Genomic DNA, 13,429 nt, shown 5'->3' with positions numbered 1-13,429 from the left:
CCTATAATGGCGCCACCCTGCGCCGTACCATGCCCAAACGCCACGCCCCCATGTTCGTTCTCAGACCCTATCAGACCGACGCCGTCAACGCCGTGATCAGCCACTTTCGCAAACACCCGGATCCCGCAGTGGTAGTGCTGCCCACCGGGGCTGGCAAGAGTCTGGTGATCGCCGAACTGGCCCGCAAGGCGCGTGGTCGGGTGCTGGTACTGGCCCACGTCAAGGAGCTGGTGGAGCAGAACCATGCCAAGTACGAGGCGTGGGGGCTCAAGGCCGATATTTTCGCTGCCGGCCTGGATCGCAAGGAGGCGAGCGCCCAGGTGGTGTTCGGCTCGGTGCAGTCGGTAGCGCGCAATCTGGCTGCCTTCGACGGGGCGTTTTCGCTGCTCATCATCGACGAGTGCCATCGGGTCTCGCTCGATGACGACAGCCAGTACCATCAGGTGTTAGGCCACCTCAAGGCCACCAATCCGGCCCTCAAGATCCTCGGCCTCACCGCTACCCCTTATCGGCTCGGGCTGGGCTGGATCTACCGGCGCCACTACCACGGCATGGTCAAGAGCCACGGCGAGCGGCTGTTCGGCGACTGCGTGTTCGAGCTGCCCCTGCGTTTTATGGTCAAAAACGGCTACCTGACGCCGCCACGCATGGTGGATGCCCCCATCGTCCACTACGACTTCAGCAAACTGGTACCACGGGAGAACGGCCTCTTTAGCGAGGCGGATCTCAACGGCGAGCTCAAGCGCCAGCAGCGGGTCACACCCCATATCCTGAGTCAGGTGCTGGAGTATGCCGCCGACCGGCAGGGGGTGATGATCTTCGCCGCCACCGTCGAGCACGCCCGCGAAATTCACGGTCTGCTTGGCGCCAGAGGCCAGCTGGCGGCCCTTATCACCGGCGAGACACCGGGACCGGAGCGCGATGCCCTCATCAACGCCTTCAAGGCGCGGGAGATCAAGTTTCTGGTCAACGTGGCGGTACTCACCACCGGCTTCGACGCCCCCCATGTCGATCTTATCGTGATGCTGCGCCCCACCGAGTCGGTCTCCCTCTATCAGCAGATCGTGGGGCGGGGCCTGCGCCTCTCGCCGGGCAAGAGCGATTGTCTGGTGCTCGACTATGCGGGCAACAACTTCAACCTGTTCGCCCCCGAAGTGGGGGAGCCCCGCCCCCATGCCGGTACCGAGCCGGTACAGGTGCCCTGCCCCGCCTGCGGTTTTGCCAACACCTTCTGGGGCAAGACCGACGAGGATGGCAAGGTGATCGAGCACTACGGCCGCCGCTGTCAGGGGCTGTTTGAAGATGACGAGGGTAACCGCGAGGAGTGTGACTACCGCTTTCGCGCCAAGATCTGCCCCGGCTGTGGCGCGGAGAACGACATCGCCGCCCGCCGCTGCCAGAGCTGCGATCAGCTGCTGGTGGACCCTGACGACAAGCTCAAAGAGGCGCTAAATCTCAAGGATTGCATGGTGATCCGCTGCGCGGGTCTCACCTTCACCGCAGGGCGCGGCAAACAGGGGGAGCGGCTGGAGGTGACCTACCACGATGAGGATGGGCTGACCCTCAGTGAATACTTCGGATTTCACTCCCCGGGCGCACGGCGCTTGTTTCAACAGCACTTTGTGCGTCATCATTGGCCCGCCCCGGGGCTGGAGCCCGAATTTGCCACCCTGGCGAGCGTGCTGGCCGCGCAAAGCCAGTTCCGTAATCCGGATTTTGTCATCGCCCGCAAATCGGGTCGCTTCTGGCAGATAAAAGAGAAAATTTTTGATTATGAGGGTCGCTATCGTACCGCCAACTCGATGACATGATGGCGACCGGCATACATGGCATGAATTGCGTTATCCCGTCGATCCCGCATCGACGGGTTGAATTATCAGGGTCGGCACCACTGCCGGGCCCTTCGTCACGTTAGAGGATGTTATGCAGCGGCTGTTGATTGGTTTTTGTGCTCTCTTTTCTTCTCTGGCGGCTCATGCCGCCCCGCTGACGCCCCCTCAGGGTGGCCAGTACGCCATCATGGTGCAGGGCAATAACGGCGTCGAGTTCGCCCGCCACGCCGATCAGATGATCGCCCCCGCCTCCACCATGAAGGTGCTCACCGCGCTGGCAGCTCGCCTCGAGCTGGGTGCCGATTTCCGCTTCGCCACCGACATTCAGGCCCAGCCGGGCGCCAAACAGGGTGACACCATCAACGGCGATATCTGGATCAACTTCGTCGGCGACCCCACCCTCTCCCGCATGGATCTGCTGGCCCTGTTCAAGCAGCTCGGCGTCACCAGCATCAAGGGGAATGTCTACGTCAACACCGGCGCCTACAACGGCTACGAGCGTGGCAACGGCTGGTCGTGGGGGGATCAGACCCTCTGCTTCGCAGCGCCCGTCTCCTCGGTCATCATCGACAAGAACTGCGCCTACGGCACCATCACTGCCACCCAGATTGGCAAACCGGCGGTGGGCAATGTAGCTACCGGCGTCCCCATCGGCATCGGTGCCGACAACGTGGAAGTGATGAGCTATGGCGACATGGCGCGCCAGTTCTGCGCACTGGAAGTGGACATGGCCAAGGGCAACTTCTACGAGCTCAAGGGCTGTATCACCCCGAACAAGGAGCCGCAGGGTCTGCGTTTCGCCATTCACGACGTGGAAGCCTGGGGTTGGGACAACATCCGCTGGGCGATGAACCGTGCCGGTATCAAGCATGATGGCCTGCTGCGGGTCACCCACAAGGCCCCTGAAGGGGCAGAAACCCTCGGCACCCACTACTCGGTCTCCCTGCCGGTGATGCTCGCCAAGATGCTGAAGAAATCGGACAACCTCTACGCCGATACCTTCCTCAAAACCGTGGGCCGTCACTACTACAACAAGCCGGGCAGCTATCGCAGCGGCACCATGGCAGTGCGCGCCATCCTGACCAAGAACGGCATCGATCTGGGCAACGCCACTCTGGCTGACGGCTCCGGTCTCTCCGCTCACAATCTCATCAGCGCCCGTCAGATGATGTCGGTGCTGAACTTCATCCAGAAAAACGATGCCGAGCTTGGCCTGATCAAGCTGCTGCCAAGCTCCCAGGTGGATGGCACCCTGGCATGGCGCCGCAGCGTCACCGCCCCCATGATGAAGAACAAGGTGCACGCCAAGACCGGTACCATCACCGGCACCTCCAATCTGGTGGGCTTTATCGACACGGCGGGCGGCCAGCGCAAGGCGTTTGTGATGTTCCAGCGTGGCCTGTCCCAAGATCCGGCCACCCATGAGCGCTACCGTGCCAGCAAGGCGCCGTGGCCCTGGACTGTGTTCGAGAAGGGGGTGCTGGAGAGCATCTATCAGCAGCAGCCGATCCAGATCGCCGATGAGAGCTGATCCAATAGGCCCACTCGAATCAGGGTATCGATAATTTCGGCTTCAAGTCGCCACGAGGCAGGGCTATGCTGTTGCCTGCCTCATATCAACGGCCATACATAAACGGCTTAAAAAACGGAGAGAAAATATGTTTGCAGTGATTTTTGGTCGCCCGGGTTGCCCCTACTGTGTCCGTGCCGTACAGATCGCCGAGCAGCTGACCGAACAGCGCGATGACTTCAAATTCCGCTACGTGGATATCCATGCAGAAGGCATCACCAAAGAAGATCTGGCCAAGAGCGCCGGCAAGCCGGTCAACACAGTGCCGCAGATCTTCCTGGACGAGCAGCACATCGGTGGCTGCACCGATTTCGAAGCCTACGCCAAAGCGAATCTGGGTCTCTACCAGTAATTCTTGCGGGTCATCCCGAGCGGGTTGAACGCCAGAGCGTATAAAAAAATCCGGCGCCATCAGGCGCCGGATTTTTTATGGGCAACACGCACACATCATCCCCGATCAGGGGGTCACAGACTGGGCGGCAAAGCGAGCAATGATGGGGTTGTGATCCGAACTGTCGGTGGCCGGTGAATTCACCTCGACCAGGTCCAGATTGCGGTAGTAGAGGTGATCCAGCGGGCGACCGAAGGCGGTACGGCGCAAATCAGGCACCGGCACGGCCTCTTGCAGCCCCAGCTCGTCCACCAATTTACTCAACCAGAACTGACGTTTGTCGCTCCAGGTATTGAAATCACCGGCCAGGATCACCGGCCCCTGATGGCGGCGCACCAGCGCAGTCAAATCGTTAAGCTGCTCGCGGAAGGTGGCCATCCCCAGTTCGAAATTGACCGCATGGAGGTTGATCACCAGCACGCCGTCAGGGTCGCCCTGCAGCGGATAGAGGCTCACCAGCCCGGATTTGGGGATACGCAGCAAGGGCTCGGGGGAGCGCACGCCACAGACGAACGCCTGCGGGGTCTTGGCCACCGTCATAACCCCGAACGACACGCCGCCCTGGGTGAAGGCTTGCAGCTGTTGCCACTGGAAATCACCGGCGCGCAGCCAGTCGAGCATATCGGGACGGGTGGCCGACTCTTGCAGCAGCACCAGATCCTGCCCCTTGGCATAACTGTCCATCCCTTCGCGCCAGTTCTTGCGCTGGCCCTTGTAGAGATTCCACACCGTCACCCCGAATTCACGGGGCAGCGCCGTGGTCGCCAACGCCACCAGCGGCGGACGCTGGCAGTCGAGTCCCGGCACAATCCCTTGAGCTGTGACCAGATGGTTCTGATCCGGCACCTCAAAACAGCCTACCAACCCCAGGGTCAGCAGGGAGGTGCCAAGAATGCGATAACTATTTTTCATTGGCTAACAACCGCCCGCCTTTGCTTTTTGTTGCGACCATCACAAACGTCATCCACGCCGACTAAGCTGATAGTCCCTGTTCCACCCAACCAGAAGGACCTTGTCTCATGGCGAAAGAACTTCGGTACAACGTGACGTTTTATGATCAACAAGGAAATTGTCATCAAGTGGAGCTGTCCACCGTCTACCAGATAAGACGGGACCCTCAATGCGATCTCTGCCTGTTTGACACCCTGCAATATGTGGGCTCGGAAGAGATGCTGGAACGCATGATACGGCAAAAAACCGGGCTTGAGCAGGAAATATCCATCATCAATGCCCGGCTGATTTAATCAGGCACTCACCGGAACCGGGCGGGATTTGCCCTGCTCGTCGATGGCGACATAGGTGAAGATCCCCTCGGTCACGCAGTAGCGCTGGGCGTCGTTTTCCCGCAGTACCGGCTTGACCCACACCTCCAGCTTGAGCTTCATGGAGCTGCGGCCGATCTTCATGCAGCGGCCGTAGCAGCAGACCACATCACCCACCTTGACCGGACTGTGGAAGGTCATGCCTTCGACGGATACGGTACAAATACGTCCTTTTGCCAGCTCCTTGGCCATAATGCCCCCACCTATATCCATCTGGGACATGATCCAGCCACCAAAGATGTCGCCATTGGGGTTGGTATCGGCTGGCATTGCCAGGGTTCTCAGCAACAACTCCCCATCGGGGTGACGTTTTGTATCTACCATCATTACCGCCTCTCTCTCATGGATGGCGGCATGATAGGGGGCGATCACCCCCTTGGCAAACCTCAATTACCCGAGGCAGCGAGCTCGGCAAACCAGTGGGCCGGATCGGGCCAGCGATAGTTGAATCCCATCTGCTGACAAATCAGCTGACCGTCGATGGGCTGAAATTCACCGGCAGGCTCGATAAAGACCGGCACGGGCAGCCCCTGCTGACGCGCCGCAAAGGGGTAGAACTGCTCGCGGCGCGGATGCACCGGCGCGCTCAGGTTGAAGACATCTCCGTCCTTGCCCCGCTCCAGCAGCAAGATGCAGGCCGCCACCACATCGTCCAGATGGACCAGATTGACCGACTGGGCGCCGCCATCGAGAGTCTTGCCCGCCAGGAAACGGCCGGGATGGCGATCCGGGCCATAAAGGCCGGAGGGACGCACTATCATCACCGTCTCGAAACCGGCCGCCAGCACCGCCCGCTCCGCCGCCAGCATCCGCTCGCCACGGGCATGGCGGGGTTGGGGCTCTTCCCCCTCCTGCTGTCCTGCGCCCCATACCGAGGTGGCGCTGACAAACAGCACCCGCCGGGTGCCATTCGCTTTGGCCAACGCGCAGGCCCTTGCCACCGCCTGCGGATAGTCATCGGTCTTGCTGGGCGGTACGCAGATAACCAACGATTCGCAGGGGATGGGCCACGGCGCTTTTTGATCAGCGATGGGCATCTCGGCAGAGCCCATGTTGGCAGAGATGGTCAGCGGATGGGCGTTGATCCCCTCCCCCTGCAAACGGGCCGCCTTCTCGGCGCTGCTGACCGTCACCGCCACCGGCTTGCCAGCCGCCAGCAGGGCCCGCGCCAGCGGCAGCCCGAGCCACCCCGCCCCCAGAATGCCGATCGTCCCGGCGATATGTTGCTCTGTCATCGTCCCTTCTCCTGCTTGACGTGTTTTGCCCCGCAGCTTACCTGCCTTGGAGGGAAAAGGAAGTCTCAGCCTACAGTTAGATAAATGCCGCAAAAATGGCGGCATTTATCTTTTGTTCGTAGTTAATATAAATAACTGCACTTTTTAAAACTATTAATCTATAAAGTATAACATTCAGAATTCCATATTAAGTAATTGATTACATTCCTCACCGAACCGGTTGAATATTGTTCAGCAATTGATGGAAATAGTCAAATACTTGACTCGGTAGGCGCCCATACCTGAAATCAATCAAATTACTTTCCATTATCACCTTCCTACGTTCTTCCGAAGCTAGGTCAAATTCCACCACCGTAGCCAAATACTCTAGAGCATACTCACCAGAGTAATCAGAGCCTTCCGACAATTGAAGGAAATCTAGTAATTCTTGAACGCTAGCACGTTTGTTAATAACTGCATCCAGCATTCTTGGATTAGCAACCTTCATGAAGCAAATTGTCGCCATTATACCTTGGTAAAAGTCGCTCATAGGCTCATTGCGAGAATTTTCTATAATCGCAAAATAAGTTAAAATTCTTTCTATATCGCGCAGTGATGGTTTTAAATGCTTAGCCAGTGACTTTAGGATTTGCACCGCATTCTCATTGTTAACTTTCCTTCCTTCCCTCATTAAGTCAAAAGCAGTTATTAGATACTTAGCACCATCGTCTTGTTGATATTTACCTGATGTACGAGGCAGGGAGAGCCAAACATTAATAAATTTTTGCAGGTATGTAACTGAGTCAATTCCATCACCATATCGACACTTGACCGACTCCTCCAATTGCTTTCTATTCATAACAAGCAAGAATGTGATACCTGATACTGAGAATAGGTGTTTAATATTTTCCAGTAGATCTAATGCAAAATCAGGTCTACAACGATCAAGCTCATCAATAACAAAAACTATGCGTTTTCCAGGTGTATGATTGATCGCTATATCTGATAAAAACTTTCTGAAATTGCTCAATGCTAATTTATCTGCTTTAGAACTCTCAAACTTTGAAGCAATAACTGAATCTACTTGCTCAGAAACCAATGTAGAAATATCATTTTCAGCTTGATCGAGTATCGAACCATCAATTAGACCAGCAGTACCTAGTCGAATGCCAGTTTTAATCATCCCTCGACTAAAAGTTTTAAAAACCTGAGCTGCTTTTTGCTTAAACTCTACTTTCTTACTTTCAGCCTTGTCCTCTAGTAACTCATATATTTCTGAGGCGAGAGCTAAGAATGGTTCTTTTTGATAGTCATTTTCAAATGCATCGAAATATATTGTTTCAAGAGGTGGCTCTTGCTTATATTTATTCTCACCAGTCCACATTTTTATAAATGTGCTTTTGCCTTCACCCCATTGAGCATCCAAGGCCAGCACCAAATTCTCATCAGAATTCATTATCAAATTATAAAGTCGGTCACCAAACTGCTTTCGATTAAACAAATCTTTTTCTGTTGAAAACCCTTCACCATCATTAATTTTTAACTCTGGTACTGTTAGCTTCATAACTCACCCCAAAATAAAACCTTATTTACAGAATAGATATATTAAAAAATTTCATGCGTACATCATGCCCACTTGGGGCTCCCATATCAATAATTTTATTATTTGCATCAATGTCGTGATAATTCTGTAACGGTACTTTCCATCGGACAAAATGTGTTTTTCCTGTGAGCAATTCGTGTATTTCCAATACATAAAAGCGGGCCATTGGCCCGCTTGGTTATATTTCACTCACCCATCCTCACACCGGTGGATGGAAATGGCTGGCTTCGCGGGTGGCCATCTCCTCGTAGGTGGCCCACTTCTGCCACGCCACTTTTTGCGCCACCAGCATCAGCCGTTCGGCCTCCTCCGGATGGCTCTGGGCCAGCACCCGATAACGGGTCTCCTCTTGGCGATATGTGGCAAGGGGAATGGAGGGGCGCAGGCTGTCGAGACTGAAGGGGTTCTGCCCCGCACTGCGCAAGACCGGGTTGTAGCGCATCAGCGGCCAGTGACCAGAGGCCACGGCCCGTTTTTGCTGGGTCAAACCAAACTCCATATCGATGCCGTGGGCGATACAGTGGCTGTAGGCGATGATAAGCGACGGGCCCGGATAGGCCTCCGCCTCACGCAAGGCTTGCAGCGCCTGCTGCGGATTGGCACCAAAGGCGATGCGGGCAACATAGACGTTGCCGTAGGAGATGGCCTGCAACGCCACATCCTTCTTGGCCAGCGTCTTGCCTCCCGCCGCGAACTTGGCGACGGCGCCGAGCGGGGTCGATTTCGACATCTGGCCGCCGGTGTTGGAGTAAACCTCGGTATCCATCACCAGCACGTTCACATCGCGGCCCGAGGCGAGCACATGATCGAGCCCCGATGAGCCGATGTCATAGGCCCAGCCATCGCCGCCGATGATCCAGACCGAGCGGCGCACCAGCTGATCGATGAGTGATAGCAGCTCGCGGGCCTTGCCGGATTTCACCTCTTCCAGCCGCTCCCGCACTTGCGCCACCCGGGTGCGCTGGGCGCGGATCTCCGACTCCAGCCGTTGCGGGGCGCTAATCAGGGTATCGACCAGCTCTGCGCCCAGCTCCCCCTTCATTGCTTCGAGAGCCGCCACCGCCTGACCGTGATGCTGATCGGCGGTGAGACGAAAACCAAAGCCAAACTCGGCGTTGTCCTCGAACAATGAGTTGGACCAGGCCGGCCCTTTCCCTTCGCTGTTCTTGGCCCACGGCGTGGTCGGCAGGTTGCCGCCATAGATGGAGGAGCAACCGGTGGCGTTGGCCACCAGCATGCGATCGCCAAACAGCTGGGTCAGCAGCTTGAGATATGGGGTCTCGCCACAGCCAGCGCAGGCACCGGAGAACTCGAACAGGGGTTCGAGGAACTGGGTGCCGCGCACCGTGGAGAAGTCCACCCGCTCGCGAGCAGGCCAGGGCAGGCTCTCGAACCAGCGCAGCGCCTGTTTCTGGCCTGCTAGGTGCGGCGCCTTGTCCATCATGGCGATGGCGCGCTCGCCCTCATGGCTCTCATCCGCTCCAACCCGCACCGGACAAGCCTGCACGCACTGGCCGCAGCCGGTGCAATCCTCCGGATAGAGCTGCAGGGTGTAGCGGCTGTCGGGGAAACCCTTGGCTGTGACGGGCACCGACTGGGCAGCCTCGGGGGCGGTCGCCAACCAGTCCTGATGGTAGAACTTGGCCCGCAGCGCCGCGTGGGGGCAGACAAAGACGCAGTTGCCGCACTGGATGCAGATATCGGAGTGCCAAATCGGGATCTCGCGGGCGATATCCCGCTTCTCGAAGCGGCTGGTGGCGGTGGGGTAAGTGCCATCCACCGGCAGCATGGATACAGGGATCAAATCGCCGCGCCCCGCCAGCATCTCGCCAGTGACCCGCTGGACAAACTCGCTGCCACCCGGTGCCAGCGGTAGCGGATAGTCGCTGATCTGCTCGTCACCGGCCGGGATCGCCACCTTGCAGAGGTGAGCCAGGGTATCGTCCACCGCCGCGAAGTTGCGCGCCACCACCTCGGGCCCCTTGCGGGCATAACTCTTCTCGATGCTCTCCTTAATCAGCGCAATGGCCTCATCCCGCGGCAAGACTCCGGCTAGCGCGAAGAAACAGGTCTGCATAATGGTGTTGATGCGATTGCCCATGCCGTTTTGCTCGGCCACCCGATCCCCATCGATGCAGTAGAGCTGGATATTGAGGGCACGGATACGGGCGCGCAGCCGCTCGGGCAGCTGACCCCACACCTTGTCCGCCTCATAGGGGGCATTGAGCAGCAGGGTCGCCCCTTCTGCGGCGTGCTCCAGCAGATCGACCGACTCGACAAAGCCCCACTGGTGGCAGCCGATAAAGCTCGCCTGCTCGATAAGCCAGGGGGCGTCGATGGGCTCGGGGCCAAAGCGCAGGTGGGAGACGGTGCGCGAGCCCGACTTTTTGGAGTCGTAGACGAAGTAGCCCTGGGCGTGGAACCCCTCCAACTCGCCGATGATCTTGATGCTGTTCTTGTTGGCACCGACAGTGCCGTCGGCACCGAGGCCGAAGAAGAGTGCCCGCACCCGGCTGGCGGGCTCCAGATCGCCGATGGGATGCCATGCCAGACTGAGGCCCGACACATCATCCACTATCCCCACGGTAAAGCGGGGGCGCGGCGCATCGGATGCCAGCTCCTCGAACACAGCCGCGCACATGGCGGGAGTGAACTCTTTGGAAGAGAGACCATAGCGGCCGCCACTGAGCCAGGGCAGCCGCTTGATAAGGCCGCGCTGCAAGCCGTCGATCAGCGCGCTCTGCACATCCAGCAGCAGCGGCTCGCCGCCCGCCCCCGGCTCCTTGGTGCGATCCAGCACGGCGATGCGCCGCACGCTCTGCGGCAGCGCATCGAGCAGCGCCTGTACCGGGAAGGGGCGATAGAGGCGCACAACCAAGACCCCGGTCTTGCGATCCTGTTGGTTGAGCCAGTCCACAGTGGTGCGGGCGGTGGCGGCCCCCGAGCCCATCAGCATGATGACGTCGGTGGCATCGGGCGCGCCGTGGTACTCCACCAGCCGGTAGTGGCGGCCAGTCAGCTCGCCGAGATTGTCCATGCACTGCTGCACCCGCGCCGGTACCGCTTCGTAGAAGGGGTTGACGCTCTCGCGGGACTGGAAGTAGGTATCGGGGTTCTGGGCGGTGCCGCGCATCACCGGATGATCCGGGTTGAGCGCCCGCGCACGGTGGGCGCGCACCCAGTCGTTGTCGATAAGCGCCCGGATCTCGTCCCGATGCAGGGCGGTGATCTTGTTCACCTCGTGGGAGGTACGGAACCCGTCGAAGAAGTGGATAAAGGGCACCCGGCACTGCAGGGTGACGCTGTGGGCAACCAAGGCCAAGTCCTGCGCCTCCTGCACCGAGCCGGAGGCAAGCATGGCAAAGCCGGTGCTGCGCGCCGCCATCACGTCCTGATGGTCGCCAAAGATCGACAGCCCCTGCGCCGCCAGCGAACGGGCCGCCACATGGAACACCGCCGAAGTCAGTTCACCGGCGATCTTGTACATGTTGGGCAGCATCAGCATCAGCCCCTGACTGGCGGTGAAGGTGGTGGCGAGCGCCCCCGCCTGCAGGGCGCCGTGTACCGTGCCAGCCGCCCCCCCTTCGCTCTGCATCTCCACTACGGTGGGGATGTTGCCCCACAGGTTGGTCTGTCCCTCCGCCGCCCAGGCATCGGCCAGTTCGGCCATGGTCGAGCTCGGGGTAATGGGATAGATGGCACACACTTCACTCAGCTGGTAGGCCACCCGGGCCGCGGCTTCGTTGCCATCGACCATGATCAGTTCATGTTTCATTGGGACTCCTCCGGTTGGCGCAGCTCGATGGCGTGACAAGGGCACTGGTCGTGACAGGCACCGCAGCCGGTGCAGCGCTCGGCATCCACCTGATAGCCTTTGCCCGGCCCCAACTTGGCGATGGCCTGTTCGGGGCAGCTGCCATAGCAGCCGTCGCACTCGAAGCAGTTGCCGCAGGAGTAACAGCGCGCCGCCTCGTAACGGGCGGCCACCTCATCCAGCCCGCCGATGATCTCGCCAAAGTCATCCCGCGCCCACGCCGGTTTGACCGGCTGACTGCTGGCGGGCGCGTGGGTCTGGAACCAGAGCTGCAACTGCTCCGGCCCCACCAGCGGGTAGGAGAGCGGTTTGTGGTAGTGGCGACCGCGCAGCCAGGCATCCATATGGCGTGCCGCCTTCTTGCCGTGGCCGGTGGCGATGGTGACGGTGCGCTCGGAGGGCACCATGTCGCCACCGGCAAACAGACCCGGCACATCCGTCATCAGGTTCTCACCAACCTGTACGACCCCTTCCTTGTTGACCCGCACGCCGGGAATGCTCTCCAGCACGCTCAAATCAACCTCCTGACCCAGCGCCAGAATAAGGGAGTCCGCTTCAAGGGTTTCAAACTTGCCGGTGGGCACCGGCTTGCCCTCGGCATCCAGCGCCATCACCTCCACCTCGATATTGGTGTTGTCGAGCTGGCGAATGCTGCGCAACCAGTTGATCTTGATCCCCTCCTCCTCGGCCTCATCGGCTTCAAAGGCGTGGGCAGGCATATGATCCCGGTCGCGGCGGTAGATGATCATTGCCTCTTCAACGCCCAAACGGCGGGCGGTACGGGCCGCATCCATGGCGGTATTGCCCCCCCCATAAATCGCTACCCGCCGTCCCAGTTTAGGGGGCGGCAAGCCCTGTTCTTCGGCCAGGCTAGCCTGTTCGAGGAAACTCACCGCATCGAGGATCTTGCCCGCTTCCCGGGCCGGAATATCGACCCGCTTGGCCAGATGGGCGCCGATGGCCATAAAGACGGCATCAAAGCCCCCCTCGTCGCGCTCGCGCAGCACATCCTCCACCTTGTGGTTGAGGGTCAGGGTCACCCCGGCCGCCACGATGCGGGCCACCTCCCGATCCAGCACGTCGCGGGGCAAGCGGTAGGCGGGAATACCGAAACGCAGCATGCCGCCAGCAAGCGGCCCCGCTTCGCGGATCTCCACCTGATGGCCAAGCCGGTTGAGGTGCCAGGCGCAGGAGAGGCCGGAGGGACCGGCACCGATCACCAGCACCTTCTTGCCGCTGGCGGGCGCGGGGGGCGCAGGCAGCCAACCTTTGGCCAGCGCCTCGTCGCCAAGGAAACGCTCGATGGCGTGGATGGAGACGGATTCATCCACCTGACCGCGGTTGCAGGCGCTCTCGCAGGGGTGATAGCAGACCCGACCATGAATGGCGGGCAAGGGGTTCTCTTCGATCAGGGTCTGCCAGGCCGCCTCAAAACGGCCGGCCTGCGCCAAAGAGAGCCAGGCCTGGATATTTTCTCCGGCCGGGCAGGCGTGATTGCAGGGTGGCAGGGCCGGCCGCCAGACGGGTAGCCGGGTACGCACCGGGCCTGTTCCCGTTTTCAGGGAGAGATCCGGCAATGGGGTCATGTCCAGTTGTTTGCTCATACATTGCTTTCTTCTTTTTGTGTGACAGGCCCCACCCGATGGCGCTTGATACCGTGTAGCCGAAGCGGACGGTGGCCGG

The 13,429-nt window shown here is 59.4% G+C and carries 10 protein-coding genes; 4 read left to right on the top strand and 6 right to left on the bottom strand.

The window, feature by feature from the left end:
- Positions 1 to 50: 50 nt before the first annotated feature.
- The 3 genes from AB5Y73_RS06175 to AB5Y73_RS06165 all read left to right on the top strand — a co-directional run bounded on the left by AB5Y73_RS06175 (position 51) and on the right by AB5Y73_RS06165 (position 3,754).
- Positions 51 to 1,811 (top strand): DEAD/DEAH box helicase, encoded by a 1,761-nt coding sequence (locus tag AB5Y73_RS06175; RefSeq protein ID WP_279499659.1) that lies wholly within the window; start codon positions 51 to 53, stop codon positions 1,809 to 1,811.
- 112 nt (positions 1,812 to 1,923) lie between these two features.
- Positions 1,924 to 3,363: a D-alanyl-D-alanine carboxypeptidase/D-alanyl-D-alanine-endopeptidase gene (gene dacB, locus AB5Y73_RS06170; RefSeq protein WP_005350510.1), complete on the top strand. Its 1,440-nt coding sequence runs from the start codon at positions 1,924 to 1,926 to the stop codon at positions 3,361 to 3,363.
- A gap of 94 nt (positions 3,364 to 3,457) precedes the next feature.
- Complete coding sequence (locus AB5Y73_RS06165) at positions 3,458 to 3,754, top strand: GrxA family glutaredoxin (RefSeq protein ID WP_223849348.1); 297 nt, start codon at positions 3,458 to 3,460, stop codon at positions 3,752 to 3,754.
- A 105-nt stretch (positions 3,755 to 3,859) separates the two neighbouring features.
- Here the strand turns inward: AB5Y73_RS06165 and AB5Y73_RS06160 are convergent, their stop codons facing one another.
- Positions 3,860 to 4,705, bottom strand: a complete 846-nt coding sequence (locus AB5Y73_RS06160; RefSeq protein ID WP_279499267.1) for an endonuclease/exonuclease/phosphatase family protein — start codon at positions 4,703 to 4,705, stop codon at positions 3,860 to 3,862.
- Between the two features lie 107 nt (positions 4,706 to 4,812).
- On the opposite strand from AB5Y73_RS06160, the gene AB5Y73_RS06155 reads away from it, so the two are divergent.
- The gene (locus AB5Y73_RS06155; protein ID WP_005344394.1) at positions 4,813 to 5,037 is read left to right on the top strand and encodes a hypothetical protein; all 225 of its coding nucleotides are present in this window, start codon (positions 4,813 to 4,815) and stop codon (positions 5,035 to 5,037) included.
- Here the strand turns inward: AB5Y73_RS06155 and yciA are convergent, their stop codons facing one another.
- The 5 genes from yciA to AB5Y73_RS06130 all read right to left on the bottom strand — a co-directional run bounded on the left by yciA (position 5,038) and on the right by AB5Y73_RS06130 (position 13,350).
- The gene (gene yciA, locus AB5Y73_RS06150) at positions 5,038 to 5,442 is read right to left on the bottom strand and encodes an acyl-CoA thioester hydrolase YciA (protein ID WP_005337875.1); all 405 of its coding nucleotides are present in this window, start codon (positions 5,440 to 5,442) and stop codon (positions 5,038 to 5,040) included.
- A 59-nt stretch (positions 5,443 to 5,501) separates the two neighbouring features.
- Positions 5,502 to 6,350: an NAD-dependent epimerase/dehydratase family protein gene (locus AB5Y73_RS06145; protein WP_279499268.1), complete on the bottom strand. Its 849-nt coding sequence runs from the start codon at positions 6,348 to 6,350 to the stop codon at positions 5,502 to 5,504.
- Between the two features lie 208 nt (positions 6,351 to 6,558).
- Positions 6,559 to 7,893: a P-loop NTPase fold protein gene (locus tag AB5Y73_RS06140; protein WP_279499269.1), complete on the bottom strand. Its 1,335-nt coding sequence runs from the start codon at positions 7,891 to 7,893 to the stop codon at positions 6,559 to 6,561.
- Between the two features lie 238 nt (positions 7,894 to 8,131).
- Positions 8,132 to 11,707: a pyruvate:ferredoxin (flavodoxin) oxidoreductase gene (nifJ, locus tag AB5Y73_RS06135; protein WP_279499270.1), complete on the bottom strand. Its 3,576-nt coding sequence runs from the start codon at positions 11,705 to 11,707 to the stop codon at positions 8,132 to 8,134.
- Positions 11,704 to 13,350: an NAD(P)-binding protein gene (locus AB5Y73_RS06130; protein WP_181497464.1), complete on the bottom strand. Its 1,647-nt coding sequence runs from the start codon at positions 13,348 to 13,350 to the stop codon at positions 11,704 to 11,706. The genes nifJ and AB5Y73_RS06130 overlap by 4 nt, the downstream gene beginning before the upstream one ends.
- Between the last annotated feature and the right edge of the window lie 79 nt (positions 13,351 to 13,429).

It is taken from the genome of Aeromonas sp. s7(2024) (assembly GCF_040907825.1).
GTDB classification, from domain to species: Bacteria; Pseudomonadota; Gammaproteobacteria; order Enterobacterales; family Aeromonadaceae; genus Aeromonas; species Aeromonas veronii.
Note: the sequence above shows the minus strand (reverse complement) of the source record. Positions and strands in the feature narration are given on the sequence as shown.

What these genes read in the sequence shown, in the direction of transcription:
- AB5Y73_RS06175 (WP_279499659.1), top strand. Translation starts at nt 51, where the DNA reads ATGTTCGTTCTCAGACCCTATCAGACCGACGCCGTCAACGCCGTGATC.
- dacB (WP_005350510.1), top strand. Translation starts at nt 1,924, where the DNA reads ATGCAGCGGCTGTTGATTGGTTTTTGTGCTCTCTTTTCTTCTCTGGCG.
- AB5Y73_RS06160 (WP_279499267.1), bottom strand. Translation starts at nt 4,705, where the DNA reads ATGAAAAATAGTTATCGCATTCTTGGCACCTCCCTGCTGACCCTGGGG.
- AB5Y73_RS06155 (WP_005344394.1), top strand. Translation starts at nt 4,813, where the DNA reads ATGGCGAAAGAACTTCGGTACAACGTGACGTTTTATGATCAACAAGGA.
- yciA (WP_005337875.1), bottom strand. Translation starts at nt 5,442, where the DNA reads ATGATGGTAGATACAAAACGTCACCCCGATGGGGAGTTGTTGCTGAGA.
- AB5Y73_RS06145 (WP_279499268.1), bottom strand. Translation starts at nt 6,350, where the DNA reads ATGACAGAGCAACATATCGCCGGGACGATCGGCATTCTGGGGGCGGGG.
- AB5Y73_RS06140 (WP_279499269.1), bottom strand. Translation starts at nt 7,893, where the DNA reads ATGAAGCTAACAGTACCAGAGTTAAAAATTAATGATGGTGAAGGGTTT.
- nifJ (WP_279499270.1), bottom strand. Translation starts at nt 11,707, where the DNA reads ATGAAACATGAACTGATCATGGTCGATGGCAACGAAGCCGCGGCCCGG.
- AB5Y73_RS06130 (WP_181497464.1), bottom strand. Translation starts at nt 13,350, where the DNA reads ATGAGCAAACAACTGGACATGACCCCATTGCCGGATCTCTCCCTGAAA.